General features: G+C 62.2%; 21 protein-coding genes and 1 pseudogene. 19 read left to right on the top strand and 3 right to left on the bottom strand.

Features of this window, described 5'->3' with window-relative positions:
* The first annotated feature begins 12 nt into the window (after positions 1–12).
* Positions 13–1,299, top strand: coding sequence for a glycoside hydrolase family 3 protein (locus IHN22_RS05320; RefSeq protein WP_191433957.1), 1,287 nt, complete (start codon positions 13–15; stop codon positions 1,297–1,299).
* 60 nt (positions 1,300–1,359) lie between these two features.
* On the opposite strand, the gene IHN22_RS05315 is transcribed toward IHN22_RS05320, so the two are convergent.
* Both IHN22_RS05315 and dpsA read right to left on the bottom strand, forming a co-directional pair.
* Positions 1,360–1,944: a dipicolinate synthase subunit B gene (locus tag IHN22_RS05315; protein ID WP_087269207.1), complete on the bottom strand. Its 585-nt coding sequence runs from the start codon at positions 1,942–1,944 to the stop codon at positions 1,360–1,362.
* Positions 1,945–1,946: 2 nt separating this feature from the next.
* Entirely contained in the window at positions 1,947–2,819 is an 873-nt protein-coding gene (dpsA, locus tag IHN22_RS05310; protein WP_191433955.1) for a dipicolinate synthase subunit DpsA, read from the bottom strand.
* A gap of 137 nt (positions 2,820–2,956) precedes the next feature.
* On the opposite strand from dpsA, the gene IHN22_RS05305 reads away from it, so the two are divergent.
* The 9 genes from IHN22_RS05305 (at position 2,957) to aroE (ending at position 12,678) form a co-directional block, all read left to right on the top strand.
* Positions 2,957–4,321, top strand: coding sequence for an MATE family efflux transporter (locus tag IHN22_RS05305; RefSeq protein WP_191433953.1), 1,365 nt, complete (start codon positions 2,957–2,959; stop codon positions 4,319–4,321).
* A 336-nt stretch (positions 4,322–4,657) separates the two neighbouring features.
* Positions 4,658–5,677, top strand: a complete 1,020-nt coding sequence (gene aroF, locus IHN22_RS05300) for a 3-deoxy-7-phosphoheptulonate synthase (RefSeq protein ID WP_087187771.1) — start codon at positions 4,658–4,660, stop codon at positions 5,675–5,677.
* A gap of 66 nt (positions 5,678–5,743) precedes the next feature.
* Entirely contained in the window at positions 5,744–6,808 is a 1,065-nt protein-coding gene (aroB, locus tag IHN22_RS05295) for a 3-dehydroquinate synthase (RefSeq protein ID WP_191433951.1), read from the top strand.
* On the top strand, positions 6,805–8,031 hold the full coding sequence (aroA, locus tag IHN22_RS05290) for a 3-phosphoshikimate 1-carboxyvinyltransferase (protein WP_191433950.1): 1,227 nt from the start codon (positions 6,805–6,807) through the stop codon (positions 8,029–8,031). The genes aroB and aroA overlap by 4 nt, the downstream gene beginning before the upstream one ends.
* A gap of 80 nt (positions 8,032–8,111) precedes the next feature.
* Positions 8,112–9,146, top strand: a complete 1,035-nt coding sequence (aroC, locus tag IHN22_RS05285; protein WP_365813832.1) for a chorismate synthase — start codon at positions 8,112–8,114, stop codon at positions 9,144–9,146.
* A gap of 15 nt (positions 9,147–9,161) precedes the next feature.
* Positions 9,162–10,325 (top strand): bifunctional chorismate mutase/prephenate dehydratase, encoded by a 1,164-nt coding sequence (locus tag IHN22_RS05280; RefSeq protein ID WP_191433946.1) that lies wholly within the window; start codon positions 9,162–9,164, stop codon positions 10,323–10,325.
* Positions 10,322–10,816: a shikimate kinase gene (locus IHN22_RS05275; RefSeq protein ID WP_191433945.1), complete on the top strand. Its 495-nt coding sequence runs from the start codon at positions 10,322–10,324 to the stop codon at positions 10,814–10,816. Before IHN22_RS05280 ends, IHN22_RS05275 begins: the two co-directional genes overlap by 4 nt.
* Positions 10,813–11,244, top strand: coding sequence for a type II 3-dehydroquinate dehydratase (gene aroQ, locus IHN22_RS05270; RefSeq protein WP_191433943.1), 432 nt, complete (start codon positions 10,813–10,815; stop codon positions 11,242–11,244). Before IHN22_RS05275 ends, aroQ begins: the two co-directional genes overlap by 4 nt.
* 36 nt (positions 11,245–11,280) lie before the next feature.
* Positions 11,281–12,678: a shikimate dehydrogenase gene (gene aroE / locus IHN22_RS05265; RefSeq protein ID WP_191433941.1), complete on the top strand. Its 1,398-nt coding sequence runs from the start codon at positions 11,281–11,283 to the stop codon at positions 12,676–12,678.
* A 54-nt stretch (positions 12,679–12,732) separates the two neighbouring features.
* On the opposite strand, the gene IHN22_RS05260 is transcribed toward aroE, so the two are convergent.
* A complete protein-coding gene (locus IHN22_RS05260; RefSeq protein WP_191433939.1) occupies positions 12,733–12,981 on the bottom strand; it encodes a helix-turn-helix domain-containing protein in 249 nt (82 codons plus the stop codon).
* Between the two features lie 121 nt (positions 12,982–13,102).
* Between IHN22_RS05260 and IHN22_RS05255 the strand changes: the two genes are divergently transcribed.
* The 9 genes and pseudogenes from IHN22_RS05255 to IHN22_RS12780 all read left to right on the top strand — a co-directional run.
* Positions 13,103–14,560, top strand: coding sequence for a hypothetical protein (locus IHN22_RS05255; protein WP_191433937.1), 1,458 nt, complete (start codon positions 13,103–13,105; stop codon positions 14,558–14,560).
* Positions 14,561–14,870: 310 nt separating this feature from the next.
* Positions 14,871–15,185, top strand: a complete 315-nt coding sequence (gene rpsJ, locus IHN22_RS05250) for a 30S ribosomal protein S10 (protein WP_006573401.1) — start codon at positions 14,871–14,873, stop codon at positions 15,183–15,185.
* 131 nt (positions 15,186–15,316) lie between these two features.
* Entirely contained in the window at positions 15,317–16,042 is a 726-nt protein-coding gene (gene rplC, locus IHN22_RS05245; protein ID WP_087187781.1) for a 50S ribosomal protein L3, read from the top strand.
* 17 nt (positions 16,043–16,059) lie between these two features.
* Positions 16,060–16,680 carry a 50S ribosomal protein L4 gene (rplD, locus tag IHN22_RS05240; RefSeq protein ID WP_191433935.1) on the top strand — a complete coding sequence of 207 codons (621 nt, stop codon included), beginning with the start codon at positions 16,060–16,062 and terminating at the stop codon, positions 16,678–16,680.
* Entirely contained in the window at positions 16,680–16,979 is a 300-nt protein-coding gene (gene rplW, locus IHN22_RS05235; protein ID WP_087187783.1) for a 50S ribosomal protein L23, read from the top strand. Before rplD ends, rplW begins: the two co-directional genes overlap by 1 nt.
* A gap of 15 nt (positions 16,980–16,994) precedes the next feature.
* Positions 16,995–17,828: a 50S ribosomal protein L2 gene (gene rplB, locus IHN22_RS05230; RefSeq protein WP_087187784.1), complete on the top strand. Its 834-nt coding sequence runs from the start codon at positions 16,995–16,997 to the stop codon at positions 17,826–17,828.
* Between the two features lie 15 nt (positions 17,829–17,843).
* Positions 17,844–18,116 carry a 30S ribosomal protein S19 gene (gene rpsS, locus IHN22_RS05225; protein ID WP_087187785.1) on the top strand — a complete coding sequence of 91 codons (273 nt, stop codon included), beginning with the start codon at positions 17,844–17,846 and terminating at the stop codon, positions 18,114–18,116.
* A 14-nt stretch (positions 18,117–18,130) separates the two neighbouring features.
* Positions 18,131–18,463 (top strand): 50S ribosomal protein L22, encoded by a 333-nt coding sequence (gene rplV, locus IHN22_RS05220; RefSeq protein ID WP_087187786.1) that lies wholly within the window; start codon positions 18,131–18,133, stop codon positions 18,461–18,463.
* A 15-nt stretch (positions 18,464–18,478) separates the two neighbouring features.
* Positions 18,479–18,634: pseudogene (locus IHN22_RS12780) on the top strand (30S ribosomal protein S3); the annotation flags it as partial.

Here is an 18,634-nt window from a genome sequence, read left to right as displayed (position 1 = left end):
GTATCGGCTGCCATGAAAGGAAAACGATGTGCCAAATCCTCAGGAGGGCGGATTGCTCTGGTGATTGTGCTCCTGGTTGTTGTGGCAGCAGCAGGCGGGATTGCCTGGTGGCTGCTGGGTTCCGGCGGTCCGGCTCCGGCGGCTGAGAGTACTGACCCGGTGACTTCCGCTCAGCCCACCCCGTCCCCCACACCGGCGCCCACTCCAACGCCCACGCCGGAACCCACCCCTACCCCCACCCCAACGGTGGAGGAGCGGACGGCGGCTCTGGCGGCGGAGATGACGGCTGAGATGAGCCAGTATGAAAAGATCTGCCAGCTTATCATCGTATCTCCCGAGGATCTTACCGGCGTAAGCACTGCCACCCAGGCGGGTGCGGCCACCAAAGCGGGGCTGGAGCGCTACCCTATCTGCGGTATTCTGTACCGCAAGCCCAATATGCTCAGCCAGAGCCAGCTCAAGCAGATGCTGGACAACAGCCAGAGCTATTCCAAGATCCCCCTCATCTTTACCTGCGACGAGGAGGGGGGACGGGTCACCCGCCTCATGAGCACCGTGGGTACCACCTGGGTGGGCCCCATGCTGGACTATGAGGACCAGGGCCCCGAGACCGCCTACGACAATGCCTACACCATCGGCTCCGATCTGGCCAGCTGCGGCTTCAACACCGACCTGGCCCCGGTGGCCGACGTGTGGACCAATCCGGAGAACACCGTCATCGGCGACCGGGCCTATTCTACCGACTTCAATACCGCGGCGGAGCTGGTGGCGGCGGCGGTGGAGGGCTTCCACGACGGCGGCGTGGGGGCGGTGCTCAAGCACTTCCCCGGCCACGGCGGTACCTCCACCGACTCCCACGACGGGGCCACCTATCTGTATCGCACCCTGGACCAGCTGCGGCAGGGGGAGCTGATCCCCTTCCAGGCGGGCATCGAGGCGGGGGCGGACGCGGTGATGATGGGCCATCTCATCGTCCCCGATCTGGACGATCAGCCCGCCCCTCTGTCCTATGAGATCGTCACCGGTCTGCTCCGGGAGGAGATGGGCTTTAACGGGGTGGTCATGACCGACGCCATGGAGATGTCTGCCCTTACCAAGTATTATACCGGCGGTCAGGCGGCGGTGATGGCCATTCAGGCTGGGGTGGATATCCTGCTGTGTCCCGGCGATCTGGACAGTACCATTGCGGCCCTGGAGGCGGCGGTGGAGGACGGCTCCATCTCAGAGGAGCGGCTGGATGAGAGCGTGCAGCGCATTCTCACCTTCGAGATCAACCGGGGCCTCATCCCTTTGGAGTGAATGAAACAGGAAAAAGGACTGCTGTATCACAGCAGTCCTTTTTTTATGCCTGACGCGATCTCAGGCGGGGCTGCCCAGCAGCAGGGGCTGGAGCTGGCGTCCCTCCAGAGCGGCGGCAATGGTGTCGGGCACCAGAGAGAAGTCGGCCACCACCGAGGTGGGCTTGCCCTGGGGATCGTCCTGCCGGAAGGGGACGAAATAGACGTGTTTTTTGTCCAGCAGCGCCCCGATGTTCTTGGCCGAGGCGGCCAGGGCGTCGTTGGTGGCAGGACAGATCACCAGGGGGCGGCCGTTGCGCAGATGGGCCTTGGCCGCCAGGGTAACAGTGGAATCGGTGACGCCGTTTGCCAGCTTTGCCAGGGTGTTGCCGGTGCAGGGGCAGATAACCAGCACATCCAGCAGCTTTTTGGGCCCGATGGGCTCTGCCTTCACCAGAGAGTCGATGACCCGCTTGTCACAGATGCGCTCCATCTCCCGCATAAACTCATGGGCCGGGCCGAACCGGGTGTCGTTGGCGGCGGCGGCCTCCGACACGATGGGGGTCACGTCCCCAAACCGGGCCTTCACCTGCTCCAGGGCGGTCATAGCCATACTGAATGTACAAAAAGACCCGCAAAAGGCGAATCCAACCTTCGCTTGTTCCATGCTCACACTCCCAATTCCCGCAATATGTTGTAGATGGTGGTCTGAATACACTGGCCTGCCGTTACCGGCGCTACCTTGCCCGGCAGGGAGAGGGCCCAGATGACTTTGACCCCAAGACGGGCCGCCGCATCAAAGTCCACGCCGCCCGGCTTGGAGGCCAGATCAATGACCAGACAGTCCGGCTTCAGATCGGCAAGTTCGGTGAGGCCCAGCACCGGGGCAGGGACGGTGTTGACCACCAGGTCGTAGCCGCACAGCCACCCCGCCAGGTGCTCCGTCTGCTCCCCGCAGTAGCCGCAGCTCTCCGCCCAGGCCAGGTCGGCCCACTTGCGGGCAGCCACGCTCACCTTGGCCCCCAGGCCGGCCAGACGCTGGGACAGGGCCTTGCCCACCCGGCCGAAGCCGATGACCAGCACCCGGGCGCCGTGGAGGGTGATGGGCAGCTCCTCCAGTGCGATCTGGATGGCACCCTCTGCGGTGGGCACCGCGTTGGCCACCGCCAGTTCCTCCCGGGCAAAGTAATCCTGGAGGACCAGTCCTTTTTGGGCGACCAGGGCGGTGAGATTGGGACCCACCATCCCGGCGCACACCAGTTGGCCGGGCCGCAGAGGGGAGAGCAGCTCCTCCAGCTTATGGGGCTGGTCGGACAGAGGGGCGTGGAGCAGGCCGCCCTCCTCTTCTGCCGGCAGAGGCAGGATGAGACAGTCGGCCAGTTCCACCCCCGCCGGGTCGGTCTCCATCTGTACCCCCGTCAGAGGGCCGTGGCCCTCCAGGGCCCAGGTATGTACTGTGTGGCCGTCGGCGGCCAGCAGCTCCGCCAGTTTGGCCTGCCGCAAATCGCCCCCCGCCACCCACAGGTTCAGTTCATGTCTCATGGTAAGCCCTCCGTTCCCAGTGACTGCTCCATCCTATTCCGCTGCCGGAAAAGGGTGACTGGGTGGCACAGCTTGACTTTTTGCTTTAACAGGCTAATAATAAAAAGACAGATCAAGAGAGAGCGGAGATGGACCCGATGGACCGAAACGAACAAAATCGCCTGACCGAAGGCAGCGTCCCCAAAAAGATGCTGGCCTTTGCCCTGCCCATCTTTTTCAGTAACCTGTTTCAGCAATTATATAATGCAGTGGATTCCCTTATTGTGGGCAACTTCATTGGCCGGTCTGCTCTGGCGGCGGTCAGCTCCTCCAGCAGCATGATTTTGCTCATGGTGGGCTTTATCAACGGTGTATCCCTGGGTGCGGGCGTGCTCATCGCACGGTACTACGGGGCGGAGGACGACGACCATATGGAGCGGGCGGTCCACACCACCGTGGCCCTGGGCCTGACAGCAGGTGTGATCCTGACAGTAGTGGGGGCCATTTTAACCCCACAGATCCTCCAGTGGATCGGCACCCCTGCCGACGTCATTGACAACTCCATTCTTTACTTCCGTATTTACTTCTTCGGCTCCTCCGCTGTGGTGCTCTACAACATGGGGGCCAGTATCCTCCAGTCGGTGGGTGACAGCCGCAGCCCCATGAAGTACCTCATTGCCGCCTCCCTTACCAATGTGGTGCTGGATCTGCTCTTTGTGGCGGTACTGAAACTGGGGGTGGGCAGCGCTGCCCTGGCCACCATCCTCAGCCAGTGCCTGTCCGCCTTCCTGGCCTTCCGCAAGCTGACCCTCACCAAGGCGGGCTACCGGGTGAACTGGCGGCGGGTGCGCTTCGAGGGACCCACCTTCAAGCAGATCATCACCCTGGGTATCCCCTCCGGAGTACAGAGCTCGGTGGTCTCCCTGGCCAACGTCATCGTCCAGGCCAACATCAACGCCTTTGACTCCGCCGCCATGGCGGGCTGCGGCGCCTACAGCCGTATCGAAGGCTTTGCCTTCCTGCCGGTAACCTGTTTTGCGCTGGCCCTGTCCACCTTCGTCAGTCAGAACCTGGGGGCCCACCGCTTCGACCGGGTGCGGGCGGGTATGAAGTTCGGCCTGGTGTGCAGCCCCATTTTGGCAGAGGCCATCGGCGGGATCATCTTCCTGGCCTCCCCGCTGCTGGTGGCCGCCTTCAACAGCGAGCCGGAGGTGGTGGCCTTTGGTGTGGCCTATGCCCGTACGGTGTCCCTGTTCTACTGCCTGCTGTCCTTCTCCCACTGCTGCGCCGGCATCCTGCGGGGCATGGGGCGGCCCATCGTACCCATGGCCATTATGCTGACGGTGTGGTGCGCCCTGCGCATCACCTACATCACCCTTACCGTGCGGGTCATCCCCGACATCCGGGTGGTCTACTGGGCCTATCCCCTCACCTGGTCCATCAGCTCGGTGCTCTTCGCCCTCTGCCTGCGGCAGCTGCTGCGGCATATGCCCCACGGCGAGCTGCAAAGCGCGCCCATGTGACCGGACAGGGGGAAAACACAGTGAGAGTGGAGAAAACACCGGCGGTATTTGTACACAATTCCCGTTGCAATCACGGGAAAAAGAGGGTATAATGACTCCAACCTAGAAAAGTGAGGCGTACAGGCATGACCAGACGTTCCCTCACAACTGCATCCTTCCTGTTTTCCTTTGGCTGGGCTCGATTTATGGGCACCGGCTTTTTTGGCATGGGAAAATAGCAGGATGGAGTAAATGGGTGGGCCCTATGGGGCCTGATATTACCTTGTAACACAGACAGGGCGCTCATTGATTTCATCAATGAGCGCCTATTTTGTCACTGGAAAGGAAGCGTGTCATATGGTAGTCGTCATGAAGCCCGGTACCCGGCAGGAGGATATTCAACATCTGGCAGATAAACTGAAGCAGCTGGGCCTGGAAGTGGGCATTACCAACGGCGTGGGCTGCACCATCCTGGGCCTGGTGGGCGATACCACCGCCGTGGATATGGACAAGATCTCCATCAACCCCAACGTGGAGCGGGTCATGCGGGTGCAGGAGCCCTACAAGAAGGCCAACCGCAAGTTCCACCCCGAGGACACCGTGGTCACCGTGGGCAATGCCAAGATCGGCGGCGGCAACTTCTCCGTCATTGCCGGCCCCTGCTCGGTGGAGAGTGAGGAGCAGATCTGCGCCGTGGCCGAGGACGTGAAGCGCTCCGGCGCGGCCATGCTGCGGGGCGGCGCCTTCAAGCCCCGCACCTCCCCCTACTCCTTCCAGGGCATGGGCGCTCCCGGCCTGGATCTGCTGGTGGAGGCCCGGGCCAAGACCGGTCTGCCCATCGTCACCGAGATCATGGACCCCCGGATGGCCGACCTCTTTGAGCGGGAGGTGGACGTGGTCCAGGTGGGCGCCCGCAATATGCAGAACTTTGAGCTGCTTAAGGAAGTGGGCAAGATGAGCAAGCCCATCCTGCTCAAACGGGGCCTGTCCAACACCTACGAGGAATGGATCATGTCCGCCGAGTATATTATGGCCGAGGGCAATGAGAACGTGATCCTGTGCGAGCGGGGCGTGCGTACCTTTGAGACCTACACCCGCAACACCCTGGACGTGTCCGCCATCCCCGCCGTCAAGCAGATGAGCCATCTGCCCGTCATCGTGGACCCCTCCCACGCTGCCGGTATGTACTGGATGGTGGAGCCTCTGGCCCTGGCCGCCGTGGCGGCGGGCGCCGACGGTCTCATCATCGAGGTCCACAACGATCCCGCCCACGCCAAGTGCGACGGCCAGCAGTCCCTTACCCCCCAGAAGTTCGACGCCCTCATGCACAAGGTGGGTATGCTGGTTGACCTGGTGGAGAAAAAGTTGGTAAAATAAAAAGAAATGACGCAGGGGTGGCCAGAAAGATTGCTCCTACGGTATTATGGAAAGGACGAAGTGCCCATGAAGACCCTCACCGTCGCCCTGCCGGGGCGGGAATATGATATCCTGATCCAGCGGGGCCTGCTGGACCAGGCGGGAGCATACTGCCGGAAGGCCCTGCCCCGGGCGGGCAGGCTCTTTGTGGTCACCGACTCCAACGTGGCCCCCCTCTATGCCCCCCGGCTGGAAGCAAGCCTCACCGCCGCCGGGTTTTCTGTGACGATCCATGTTGTGCCCGCCGGAGAGGCCTCCAAGTGTGCCGGTCAGCTGGCCGGCCTGTGGGAGGCCATGATGGCCGCCGGGCTCACCCGTACCGATGCCGTGGTGGCTCTGGGCGGCGGCGTGGTGGGGGACCTGGCGGGCTTTGCCGCAGCTACTATCCTGCGTGGGGTGGACTTCGTCCAGATCCCCACCACCCTGCTTTCACAGGTGGACTCCTCTGTGGGAGGCAAGGTGGCCATCGACCTGGAGGCGGGCAAGAATCTGGCCGGTGCCTTCTGGCAGCCCAAGCTGGTGCTGATGGACCCGGATACCCTGGATACCCTGCCCGACGCTACCTTTGCCGACGGTATGGCAGAGGTCATCAAGTACGGCTGTATCCTGGACGGGACCTTCTTTGATTTCCTGGCCCACCGGCCCAGCCGGAAGGGAATTATGACGGAAATCGAACACGTTCTGTATACCTGCTGCAATTTAAAACGAATTGTTGTGGAAGAGGACGAGCGGGACACGGGAAAACGGATGCTGCTCAACTTCGGCCACACCCTGGGCCACGCCTACGAGAAGGCGGGCCACTATGAGAAGTGGACCCACGGCCAGGCGGTGGCCGCCGGTATGGTGAGGGCCGCCGGACTGGGGGAGCGGCTGGGGATTACTCCGGCGGGGACGGCGGACAGGATTGCCGCCGTTCTCACCGCTCTGGATCTGCCGGTGGAGATCTCTTGTACGGCGGAGGAGTATGCCGCCGCCATTGGTCTGGACAAGAAGGGGGCGGGGGCGGACATCAGCGTGATCCTGCTGGAAGAGATGGGCCATGCCATCCCCCATAAAATGCCCAAAGCCGCACTGCTGGAGGAACTGAAATGAATGTGACCATTACGCCAACCTCGCTGGCGGGGGCGGTAACTCCGCCCCCCTCCAAGAGCCAGGCCCACCGGCTCATCATCGCCGCCGCTCTGTCCGACGGCTTCTGCAAGCTGTCCAACGTGGATTTGTCGGAGGACATCCAGGCCACCCTGCGGTGTATGCGCACCCTGGATGCCGACGCTTCCGCCGACGGCACCATCATCCGGGGTGCCGACCTGGTGGACGGCCACGAGGAGCCCGCCCCCGAGGTGATGGACTGCGGGGAGAGCGGCTCCACCCTCCGCTTTCTCATTCCGGTGGCTCTGGCCCTCAAGGGGGGCGGCAAGTTCACCGGCCACGGGCGGCTGATGGAGCGGCCCCAGGACCCCTACTTCGCCCTCTTCCGGGAGAAGGGCATCTTCTACGAACAGAAGGACGGGATGCTGACGGTACGGGGCAAGCTGACCCCCGGCATTTACACCCTGCCGGGCAACGTGTCCTCCCAGTTCATCACCGGCCTGCTGTATGCCCTGCCCCTGCTGGAGGGGGACAGCGAGATCAGGCTCACCACCGACCTGGAGAGCCGGGGCTATGTGGACATGACCCTGGACGCCCTGGAACGGTTTGGAGTAAAGGCGGAATACGACGGCAAGCGCACCTTCCGTGTGCCGGGAAATCAGTATTACCAGCATCAGAATCTGGCCATTGAGGCCGACTGGTCCAACGCCGCCTTCTGGTACGGAGCCAAATGCCTGGGCTGCCCGGTGGAGATCGGCGGGCTGGATCAGGCCTCCGTTCAGGGGGACCGGGCCATTGCCGGATTTTATGACCAGCTGCAGGGGACCGGCAGCCTGGACCTGGATGTAAGCCAGTGCCCCGATCTGGTGCCCCCTCTGGCCGCCATGGCCGCCCTGCGAGCGGGGGAGACCACCCGCATTGTCAACGCCGGGCGGCTGCGGATCAAGGAGAGCGACCGGCTGGCTACCGTGACCGAAGTGCTCAACGCCCTGGGGGCCCAGGTAGAGGAATATGAGGACTACCTGGTGATCCATGGGAAGGAGAAGCTGGCGGGGGGTGTTACCGTCTCCGGCCACAACGACCACCGTATTGCCATGATGGCGGCCATTGCCGCCATCCGGTGTGAGGCGCCGGTGACCATCACTGGTGCGGAGTGCGTCAAGAAGTCTTATCCCCGGTTCTGGGAGGACTATGAGGCTCTGGGCGGACGGATCAGCCGGACGTAGGGGCGGCCTTTATGGCCACCCGCGGGCGACCGCAAGGGTCGCCCCTACATGGGGATGGAGGATAGATAAGTATGCGACACATGATTTTCGGTGAATCCCACGGCCCCGCCATCGGCGTGGTGCTGGAGGGGGTGCCCGCCGGGCTGGCGCTGGATCTGGAACAGGTGCAGAAGGAGCTGGACCGGCGCAAGCCGGGCCAGGACCCCACCGCCACCGCCCGGAAGGAGAGCGACCTGGTGGAGGTGCTCTCCGGGGTGTTTGAGGGCAAGACCACCGGCGCCCCCCTGGCCATGATGATCCACAACTCCGACCAGCACTCCAAGGACTATGAATCCATCCGGTACACCCCCCGGCCCAGCCACGGGGATTACGCCGGATTCATCAAGAGCAGAGGCTGTCTGGACTATCGGGGAGGCGGCCACTTTTCCGGCCGCCTCACCGCCCCGCTGGTGGCCGCCGGCGCGGTAGCTAAGCAGGTGCTGGCGGGCCGGGGCGTTCAGGTGGGGGCCCATATCAGCTCCATTTACGGCATCTGTGACGCCGCCCTGGAGGACCCGGAGGAACTGAAAGCTGTGGCGGCCAAATCCTTCCCGGTACTGAATGACAGCAAGGGCGAGGAGATGCGCCAGGCCATTCTGGAGGCCAAGGAGGAGCAGGACAGCGTGGGCGGCGCCATCGAGTGCGCCGTTACCGGCCTGCCCGCCGGACTGGGCGCCCCCGACTTCGGCTGCAACGTGGAGGGAATTTTCTCCCAGTATCTCTTTGCCGTACCCGCGGTGAAGGGCATTGAGTTCGGGGCCGGCGTGGCCTTCTCCCTCATGCGGGGCAGCGAGGCCAACGACCCCTTTGCCGTGGAGGACGGCAAGGTGGTCACCAAGACCAACCACGCCGGGGGCATCAACGGCGGCATCACCAACGGGATGCCGGTGACCTTTGAGGTCACCATCCGACCCACTCCCTCCATCTCTCTGCCTCAGGAGAGTGTGGACCTGCGGACCGGGGAGGAGACGGAAATTGAGATCCACGGCCGCCATGATCCCTGCATCGTCCCCCGGGCGGTGCCGGTGATCGAGGCGGCGGCTGCCCTGGCGGCCTGCGCTGTATTGGGCATCTGATAAGGAGCGATGGATATGACGGAACTGGAGCAATATCGGCAGGAGATCGACCGCATTGACGGGGAACTGGTCAAACTCTTTCTGGAGCGGATGGCGGTCACCGGCAAGGTGGGAGAATACAAGCAGCGGGAGGGCATCCCTGTGCTGGACGCCAACCGGGAGAAGCAGGTCATTGCCGCCAAGACGGCCCTGACCGACGACCCCGCCCGGAAGGCGGATCTGGCGGCGCTCTATGAGAGCATCATGGCCATCTCCCGCCGCCAGCAGCGCCATCTGGTGAAGGAGGGGGCGGAGGACCTAGGCTATGCCGCCTATCTGGCCGACCTGGCCGGAGTGCGTCAGCCGGTGGCCAATCCCCGGGTGGCCTACCAGGGAGAGCCGGGCTGCTACAGCGAGGAAGCCACCGTGGGCTTCTTCGGCGGGGACGTGAACAGTGTGGGCAAGCCTTGGTTCAACGATGTATTCGCTGCCCTGGAGAAGGGTGAGGTGGACTACGCCATGCTGCCGGTGGAGAACTCCTCCACCGGGTCTATCCGGCAGGTATACGACCTGATGGCCCAGTATCGCTATTACATCGTGGGGGAGTGGCAGGTGCCGGTGGAGCACTGCCTGGCAGCACTGCCGGGCGTGGAACTGTCCCAGATTACAACCGTCTATTCCCATGAGCAGGGGCTGATGCAGAGCGAGAAGTATCTGGACGCCCACCGGGACTGGAAGCGGGTGCCCACCCTGGACACCGCCGGTTCTGCCAAGCTGGTGGCGGAGAGGGGAGACCACACCGCTGCCGCTATCTGCTCCAAGCGGGCTGCCCAGTTGTACGGCCTCAACATCCTGGCTGAACGGGTCAACCACAATACCATGAACCATACCCGGTTTGCGGTGGTGTCCCCGGTGCCCGAGCTGCGGCCGGAGCGCAATAAGATCAGCGCCGTGTTCCGCCTGCCTCACCAGAGCGGCTCTCTCCACGAGATCCTCACCATCTTTGCCGTCCAGGGGCTCAACCTGCTGAAGATCGAGTCCCGGCCCATCCCCGGACGGGGTTTTGAGTACCTCTTCTTCCTGGACTTCACCGGCGACCTCACCGCCCCCGGCATGGACGGGGTACTCCACGAGCTGAGCCAGCTGGCCACCGAGGTGCGCATTCTGGGCAACTATAAAGCCTGGGAGGAGCAGGCATGAGGGACAACGTGGTGCTCATCGGCATGATGGGCTGCGGCAAGTCCACGGTAGGGAAGCTGCTGGCCAAAGAGCTGGGCTTCACCTTTGTGGATACCGACCAATATATAGAGGAGGCCTTGGGCCGGTCCATCCCCGACATCTTTGCCAGGGAGGGAGAGGCCTTCTTCCGGGACTGGGAGTTGGGCGCGGCGGAGGAACTGGCCCAGCGGAAGAGTCAGGTCATTGCCTGCGGCGGCGGCCTGCCCACCCGGGCGGATTCCATCGCTTCTCTAAAATATAGTGGTACTGTGGTTTTCCTCCGGCGGGACCCGGGGGAGATCTACGACAATGTGTCTATGGGCGGCCGCCCTCTGGGCCAGCAGGGGAGAACGGCTTTTCTGGAACGGTACGCCGGGCGGGAGCCCATCTATCTGGAGTGGGCCGACCGTGTGGTGGATGTACAGGCTACCCCGGCGGAGACCGTCCAGCGGATTTTGGAGGTGCTGAAATGAAATTCCTCATCATCAACGGACCCAACCTGAACCTGCTGGGCAAGCGGGAGCCGGGCATTTATGGGGAGAATACCTATGACAGTCTGTGCAAGCGGCTGGAGGACTTTGCCGCAGCCCACGGTTCCACCGCCAGCTGCTTCCAGTCCAACCACGAGGGGGCCATCATCGACGCCATCCACGCCGCCGACGGAGTGTATGACGCCATCGTCATGAACCCGGGGGCCTTTACCCACTACTCCTACGCCATTCTGGACGCCCTGAAGGCGGTGGATGTGCCCTGCATCGAGGTCCATATCTCCAACGTCCACCAGCGGGAGGAGTTCCGGCACAAGAGCGTCACCGCCCCCGCCTGTGTGGGTCAGATCTGCGGCCTGGGGCTGTATGGCTACGAGGCAGCAATGGGTTACTTTCTCGCCGGAGAGATGTAACCGAAGAGAGCTTCCATAAATGAGCAAGGAGAGATTATGAAACATCCTTCCGTTCCCTTGCCCCGCATCGGAATGCGGGTCATCAAGACCGCTGTGGCGGTGATGGTGTCCTATGCGCTGTTCCTTCCCTTTGGCCTCACCTATCGGGAGGAGCTGGGAGGTATTTTGGGGCAGATGGGGCCTCTGTATGCCTGTATTGCCTGCATCATCTGCACCCAGAGCACCCTGGGTCAGACCTTCCGCCAGGGTATTTCCCGCCTCATCGGCGTCATTGTGGGCGGCGCCCTGGGTACCGCTACCCTGCTGCTGGGACCGGCCCTGGAGCATTTCTGGCTCAAGACCCTCATCCTGGGGGCGGTGTGCGTGGCGGGGGTGTGGCTGTGCCTGCTCATCAAGCGGCCCACCGCCTGCGGCATGGCCTGCATCCTGCCCTGCGTCATTCTCATCACCGGCGTCACCGGCGTGACCCGGTATTACTACGCCGCCGCCCGCATGATCGAGACCATTGTGGGATTGCTGGTGGCCCTGGCAATCAACGCCGCCCTCCCCGACCACCGGCCGGAGGGCGAACGGGGAGAGATGGATATGAACGTGGAACTGAAAAACACTACCCGCAAGCTGTGCGTTATTGGGGACCCGGTGGCCCACTCCAAGTCCCCTCTGATCCAGAATACCATGCTCAAGGCGCTGGGCCTGGACTATGTGTATCTGTGTCAGCCGGTGCCCCGGGGACAGTGCAGGGAATGGCTGGAGTGTGCCAAATTTGCCGGATACGCAGGATTCAACGCTACCATGCCCCATAAGGAGGAGCTGGTGCCCCTGCTGGATGAGCTGGACGAGGATGCCAGACTCATCGGAGCGGTGAATACCGTCTGCATCCGGGAGGGCAAAACCTACGGCTACAACACCGATGGCGAGGGCTTCCTCCGGGCACTGGCCGACGAGGGCATCGATCCGGCGGGTAAAAAGGTGACGGTATTGGGAGCGGGAGGCGCCGCCAAGGCGGTATGTCTCAAGTTGGCCCAGGCTGGAGCGGGGGTCATCGTGTGCAACCGTACCCTCGACAAGGCTCAGGCCATCTGTGACCACGACCTGGAGCATCTTCATCCGGCGGGCTTTTCCCAGGATGAACTGGCCCGGGCGGCGGAGGAGTGCGACCTGCTGGTGAATTGCACCTCCCTGGGAATGGCGGACACCGCCGGACAGTTTGCCGACTTCTCCTTCCTGGATCATTTGAAGCCCGGAGTGCCGGTGGTGGATCTGATCTACATTCCCGCTGAAACCGAATTGCTCCGCCAGGCCAAAAAGCGGGGCCACAGGCCCATCAATGGACTGGGCCTTCTGGTCAACCAGGCGGTATTGGCCCTGGAACACTTTACCCAGACCGAAATCGACCCCGCCGAGATGAAGAAGCGGATCGCCGAAGTGCTATAATATCAAGTAAGAAAGGAGACCCCGATGTCCATTGGGACATCGGGGTCTCCTTTTTTATTGCTCGTCGGGACCAAAGAGTTGGGCGATGGGTACCCCCAGCACCTGAGACAGCCCGTACAGCTCAATGTCGGTCACGGTGCGCTGCCGGTCCTCAATCCGGGAGACCGAGCCCCGGCAGACATAGATCGCCATGGTTTCCAGCTTATCGGACAGGGCCTGCTGGCTCATGCCCCGCTTGATGCGCAGGGCCCGCACCTGCTCGCCCACCAGGTTTTTGGCAGTCCCGTCAATGATCCTGGCCATGAGAATACACCTCCTTTTGTCTTGACATAGGACAACCCCAACGTTATACTGAAAATCGTCCTGAGTTGTCCTATCATAGGACAAAACTAAAAAATGTAAGGTCAGGAGGGGGGAGAAGACGATGGAACGGCGTTTGACGGCGGGGGCCGGTCTTTTGACCCGGATTATGCTGGGGCTGGCGCTGGCCCTGCTGGCCGGCGGGCTGGTGCTGGGGGTGGGGCAGAATGGGGAGACCTGGAAGGCCCTGGCGCTGGCAGTTCCCGTCCTGACAGCGGGCTGGAAAGGGTTGCCGCCGCTGTGCCGTTGGTTGGAGAGAATGGGGGCGGTCAGGATCTGGCTGGGGCTTACCCTACTCTGTCTGGCGGTCAAGGGAGCCTGGGTGTTCCTGGTACGGGTAACTCCCTCCGGGGATTACGCCACCTTCTGGGGCTATGCCAATGCCCTGGCCCGGCAGCCGGTACTGGAGGGCGGGCGCTATATGGCCCTCTTCCCTCATATCTTCGGCTACTCCTCCTTTCTCAGTTGGTTTATCCGCCTGCTGGGGCCGGGGGAACTGCTGGCCCAGATGCTTAATGTGGTCCTCACCGCTGTCTCCGGCAGTTTTCTTTTCCTGTTGGGGCGGCGGTGGTGGGGACTGCTGGCCGGGATCTCCGCCTATCTGCTGTGGATTGCCTGTCCCTCCCAGACCATTTATAATAGTCTGGTTCTGTCCGAGCCCCTCTATACCACTCTGATGCTGGGAGCCTTGGTGCTGCTGACGGCGGAGGGGAGACGGCTCATCCTGCGGGGGGTGGCAGCAGGGCTGGTGCTGCGGTGGTTCAACGGGGTGCGTCCCATTGCGGCGGTGGTGATCATTGCTCTGCTGATCTGGCGCCTGGTGCTGAAGCCGGAGGAATGGCTGCTGGGAGAATCCCGGCGGTACTGGTTGGGGCTGCTGGCCGCCCTGCTGGCGGTCTATGCCGTCACCGGCCCGCTATGGCAGGCCCATTTGACCCGCCGCATTGGGGAGAAGCCCTCCACCACGCCGGGCTACAGTGTTCTGGTGGGATTTAACCAAGACTCCGGCGGGGCATGGAACCAGGAGGACAGCCAGCTGCTCTTTTCTCTCGGCGATGCGCCGGGGGCCACCGCCCAGCAGGCTCAGGAGGGAGCTTTGGAGGCTGCCAAAGACCGCATCACCTCCGGGAAGGTGGCCTTGCTGCCTCTGCTGCGGGATAAACTGAGGGCTTTTCTGGGCTCTGACCACGCCTGCGTGGGCTATGTGGGCAGCGTGGTGCGGCATACCAAGCTGTTTGCCCTGGCCTGCAACGGATTCTATTATGCAGCCATGGTACTGGCGGGAGGTGCCCTGGTCCGGCTGTGGCGAAACCGGGAGCGCTCCGCTGTGGTTTTGCTGCCCCTGTATGTGCTGGGGCTGACCTGCGCCCAGATGCTGGTGGAGGTGGCCGGGCGGTACCACTATTCCCTGATTCCTGTGCTTTTGCTGCTGGGACAGGCGGCCCTTTTCCCGCCTGCTCCGGCAGAGACAAAAATTTTTCAAAAAAAACCGGGAAAGCTCTTGACAGGGAATGGGTTTTAGAGTATCATAATCAAGCGCCTGTTTGGGGCGCAGTCTGCGATGATGCGGGAGATTGCTCAGAAATGAGGTAACTTCCGCGGAGTATGTCCGAGCTAGAATCGGGCGGCTGAGGGATCTGTACACGGCGTATATCGCCATGTATGGGTAAAACCGGCCTGCTTGTGCCGGTTTTCTTCATGTCACGGAGTGATACGCACGGAAACGTGTACTGAAATCTCTCACCGTACGAAGCGAGGAAAGACACCGCGCTTTGGCCCCGTGGACCCGGCAAAAGCGCACCACTTCGTATGTTTAAGGAGGAACAAACACCATGGCAGCTCAGAAAGAAATGATCCGCATCCGTCTGAAGGCCTACGATCATCAGCTCATCGACCAGAGCGCTGAGAAGATCGTTGAGACCGCCAAGCGCACCGGCGCTTCCGTGTCCGGCCCCATCCCCCTGCCCACCAAGAAGGAAGTCGTCACCATCCTGCGCGCCGTCCATAAGTACAAGGACTCCCGCGAGCAGTTCGAGCGCCGCACTCACAAGCGCCTGATCGACATCCTCAAGCCCTCTCCCAAGACCGTCGAGGCCCTGATGAGCCTGGAGCTCCCCGCCGGTGTGGAGATCGAGATCAAGCTGTAAGAGACAGCGATCCATTCCTTTGTTTGTACCGCAGTCCGCCGCGTTTTGAGGCGGACGGGTCAAGTTGGCCGAGCAATACCAGTCCAATGGGTAACTCGCCCAACCAATAACCTTATTAAGGAGGAAAACACATGGAAAAGGCCATTATCGGCAAGAAGGTCGGCATGACGCAGATCTTCGACGAAGCCGGCAAGGTCATCCCGGTCACCGTCATCGAGGCGGGCCCCTGCACCGTGGTGCAGAAGAAGACCGAGGAGAAGGACGGCTACAACGCCGTTCAGCTGGGCTACGGCGACGTAGCTGAGAAGAAGCTCACCAAGCCTGAGCTGGGTCACCTGAAGAAGGCTGGCGACGCTCGCAAGAGCACCCTGAAGGAGTTCAAGCTGGACAACTGCGACGCCCTCAACGTGGGCGACGAGGTCAAGGTTGACGTGTTCGCCGAGGGCGACCGCGTGGACGTGACCGGCATCAGCAAGGGCCACGGCTATCAGGGCGTTATCAAACGTCACGGCGCTCACCGCCTGAAGGAATCCCACGGTACCGGCCCTGTGCACCGTCACGCCGGCTCCATGGGCTCCAGCACCGATCCCTCCCGTATCTTCAAGGGTAAGATCGGCGCCGGCCAGATGGGTAACGAGCAGGTCACTGTTCTGAACCTGGACGTCATCAAGGTTGACTCCGAGCTGGGCATCATCGCTGTCCGCGGCGCCATCCCCGGCCCCAAGGGCGGCATCGTGTACCTGCGCAACTCCGTGATCAACGTCAAGGAGAAGGGCGCCGCTGCCAACGCCAGCGTCAACCCGCAGAAGGCTTCCGCCCGCGTCAATCCCCAGAAGGCTTCCGCCCGTAACAAGTAAGAAAGGAGAGAACTCAAATGCCTAAGGCAATTCTTGTGAACATGGCCGGCAACCAGGTCGGCGAAGTGGAGCTCTCCGAAGCTGTGTTCGGGATCGAGCCCAATCAGACCGTTGTCCACGAGGTGGTTAAGAACCACCTGGCCAACTGCCGTCAGGGCACCCAGTCCGCTCTGACCCGCGCCGAGGTTTCCGGCGGCGGCATCAAGCCCTGGCGCCAGAAGGGCACCGGCCGCGCCCGTCAGGGTTCCACCCGCGCTCCCCAGTGGACTCACGGCGGTATCGTTTTTGCTCCCAAGCCCCGCGACTACAGCTACGTGCTGAACAAGAAGGTCAAGCGTCTGGCTCTCAAGTCCGCTCTGTCCGCCAAGGCCGCCTCCGGCGACATCGTGGTGGTGGACGGCCTGAACATGGACGCCATCAAGACCAAGACCATGCAGGGCTTCCTGAGCACTGTGGGCGCCAAGAAGGCCGTCATCGTGACCCCCGAGGTCAACGAGACCGTCATCAAGTCCGCCCGCAACATCCCCGGCGTGGTGACCACCACTGCCAAGATCCTCAGCGTGTACGACATCGTGAACGCTGGCAAGTTTATCGTAGATAAGGCCGCTCTGGCCGTCATCGAGGAGGTGTTTGCGTAATGGCTACCACCGCTTATGATATCATCAAGCGCCCCATCATCACCGAGCAGTCCATGGCCGAGACCGAGGCCAAGAAGTACACCTTCGAGGTGGCCAAGAGCGCGAACAAGATCGAGATCGCCAAGGCCGTCGAGGAGATCTTCGGCGTGAAGGTCGCCAAGGTCAACACCCTGAATATGCAGGGCAAGGCCAAGCGCACCGGCCGCTTCCCCGCTGGCCGCCGCGCCAACTGGAAGAAGGCTATGGTTACCCTGACCGAGGACTCCAAGACCATCGAGTTCTTCGAGGGCATGGTGTAAGGAGGATAAGGAACAATGGCTATCAAAACTTATAAGCCCACTACGCCCTCCCGCCGCCACATGACCGTGAGCGCCTTCGAGGGCATCGATAAGAAGGCCAAGCCCGAGCGCAGCCTGCTGGAGAACCTGAAGAAGAATGCCGGTCGCAACAGCTACGGCCGCATCACCGTCCGCCATCGCGGCGGCGGTAACAAGAAGAAGTACCGCATCATCGACTTCAAGCGCGACAAGGAAGGCACCGCTACTGTCATCAACCTGCAGTACGATCCCAACCGTTCCGCCAACATCGCCCTTATCCAGTATGAGGACGGCGAGAAGCGCTATATCCTGGCTCCTGTGGGCCTGAAGTCCGGCCACATCATTATGACCGGTCCCGACGCCGACATCCTGCCCGGCAACTGCCTGCCCATCGCCAACATCCCCGTGGGCGAAATGATCCACTGCATCGAGCTCTACCCCGGCAAGGGCGCCCAGCTGGTCCGCGCTGCCGGTGAGGCCGCTCAGCTGATGGCCAAGGAGAACGGCATGGCTCAGGTCCGTCTGCCCTCCGGCGAGGTGCGTTATATCCGCGAGAACTGCAAGGCCACCATCGGCCAGGTCGGCAACACCGACTGGGCCAACATCCAGATCGGTAAGGCCGGCCGTAAGCGTCACATGGGTTGGCGTCCCACCGTGCGTGGTTCCGTCATGAACCCCAATGACCACCCCCACGGCGGCGGCGAGGGCAAGAGCCCTGTCGGTCGTCCCGGCCCTGTTACCCCCTGGGGCAAGCCTGCTATGGGTTACAAGACCCGCAAGCTGAAGAACCGCACCGAGAAGTTCATCGTCAAGCACCGCAACGCGAAGTAAGGGAGGCAGTAAAAGATGAGCAGAAGTATCAAGAAGGGCCCCTTTTGCGCTCCCGAGCTGCTGAAGCGGGTCGACGAAATGAATCAGACCGGCGAGAAGAAGGTTCTGAAGACCTGGAGCCGCGCCTCCACCATCTTCCCCTCCTTCGTCGGACACACCTTTGCCGTGCATGACGGCCGCAAGCACGTTCCCGTCTATGTGACCGAGGATATGGTTGGCCACAAGCTGGGCGAGTTCGCCCCCACCCGTACCTTCCGCGGCCACGCCGGCGCCAAGTCTGGTAAGTAAGGAGGAGAGAGAATATGGAAGCTAAAGCACATCTGAGATATACCCGTATCTCTCCCCGTAAGGTCCAGATCGTCTGCGACCTGATCCGCGGCAAGAGCGTAGCCCAGGCCAACGCCATCCTGATGGCCACCCCCAAGGCTGCCTCCGAGCTGCTGCTCAAGCTCCTCAAGAGCGCCGCTGCCAACGCGGAGAACAACCATCAGATGGACCCCGAGAAGCTGTATGTTTCCCAGGTGTTCGCCTGCCCCGGCCCCATCATCAAGCGGATGCGTCCCCGGGCTCAGGGCCGCGCCTATCGGATCAACAAGCGCACTTCTCACATCACCATCTGCGTGGCTGAGCGCTAAGGGAGGAGGAAGAATATGGGACAGAAAGTGAATCCCCACGGCCTGCGCGTGGGCGTCATTAAGGATTGGGACTCCCGCTGGTATGCCCGCAACGAGAAGGTCGGCGACCTGCTGGTTGAGGACTACAAGCTCCGCGAGTACCTGAAGAAGACCCTGTACTCTGCCGGTATC

The sequence above is a fragment of the Flavonifractor sp. An112 genome, from assembly GCF_904377885.1.
In the GTDB taxonomy this organism is placed as follows: Bacteria; Bacillota; Clostridia; order Oscillospirales; family Oscillospiraceae; genus Flavonifractor; species Flavonifractor avicola.
This window is presented reverse-complemented; position numbering and strand designations above follow the sequence as displayed.

Bases quoted from the DNA above. Each gene is read 5' to 3' on its own strand.
- IHN22_RS05320 (WP_191433957.1), top strand. From the start codon at position 13: ATGAAAGGAAAACGATGTGCCAAATCCTCAGGAGGGCGGATTGCTCTG.
- IHN22_RS05315 (WP_087269207.1), bottom strand. From the start codon at position 1,944: ATGGAACAAGCGAAGGTTGGATTCGCCTTTTGCGGGTCTTTTTGTACA.
- dpsA (WP_191433955.1), bottom strand. From the start codon at position 2,819: ATGAGACATGAACTGAACCTGTGGGTGGCGGGGGGCGATTTGCGGCAG.
- IHN22_RS05305 (WP_191433953.1), top strand. From the start codon at position 2,957: ATGGACCGAAACGAACAAAATCGCCTGACCGAAGGCAGCGTCCCCAAA.
- aroF (WP_087187771.1), top strand. From the start codon at position 4,658: ATGGTAGTCGTCATGAAGCCCGGTACCCGGCAGGAGGATATTCAACAT.
- aroB (WP_191433951.1), top strand. From the start codon at position 5,744: ATGAAGACCCTCACCGTCGCCCTGCCGGGGCGGGAATATGATATCCTG.
- aroA (WP_191433950.1), top strand. From the start codon at position 6,805: ATGAATGTGACCATTACGCCAACCTCGCTGGCGGGGGCGGTAACTCCG.
- aroC (WP_365813832.1), top strand. From the start codon at position 8,112: ATGATTTTCGGTGAATCCCACGGCCCCGCCATCGGCGTGGTGCTGGAG.
- IHN22_RS05280 (WP_191433946.1), top strand. From the start codon at position 9,162: ATGACGGAACTGGAGCAATATCGGCAGGAGATCGACCGCATTGACGGG.
- IHN22_RS05275 (WP_191433945.1), top strand. From the start codon at position 10,322: ATGAGGGACAACGTGGTGCTCATCGGCATGATGGGCTGCGGCAAGTCC.
- aroQ (WP_191433943.1), top strand. From the start codon at position 10,813: ATGAAATTCCTCATCATCAACGGACCCAACCTGAACCTGCTGGGCAAG.
- aroE (WP_191433941.1), top strand. From the start codon at position 11,281: ATGAAACATCCTTCCGTTCCCTTGCCCCGCATCGGAATGCGGGTCATC.
- IHN22_RS05260 (WP_191433939.1), bottom strand. From the start codon at position 12,981: ATGGCCAGGATCATTGACGGGACTGCCAAAAACCTGGTGGGCGAGCAG.
- IHN22_RS05255 (WP_191433937.1), top strand. From the start codon at position 13,103: ATGGAACGGCGTTTGACGGCGGGGGCCGGTCTTTTGACCCGGATTATG.
- rpsJ (WP_006573401.1), top strand. From the start codon at position 14,871: ATGGCAGCTCAGAAAGAAATGATCCGCATCCGTCTGAAGGCCTACGAT.
- rplC (WP_087187781.1), top strand. From the start codon at position 15,317: ATGGAAAAGGCCATTATCGGCAAGAAGGTCGGCATGACGCAGATCTTC.
- rplD (WP_191433935.1), top strand. From the start codon at position 16,060: ATGCCTAAGGCAATTCTTGTGAACATGGCCGGCAACCAGGTCGGCGAA.
- rplW (WP_087187783.1), top strand. From the start codon at position 16,680: ATGGCTACCACCGCTTATGATATCATCAAGCGCCCCATCATCACCGAG.
- rplB (WP_087187784.1), top strand. From the start codon at position 16,995: ATGGCTATCAAAACTTATAAGCCCACTACGCCCTCCCGCCGCCACATG.
- rpsS (WP_087187785.1), top strand. From the start codon at position 17,844: ATGAGCAGAAGTATCAAGAAGGGCCCCTTTTGCGCTCCCGAGCTGCTG.
- rplV (WP_087187786.1), top strand. From the start codon at position 18,131: ATGGAAGCTAAAGCACATCTGAGATATACCCGTATCTCTCCCCGTAAG.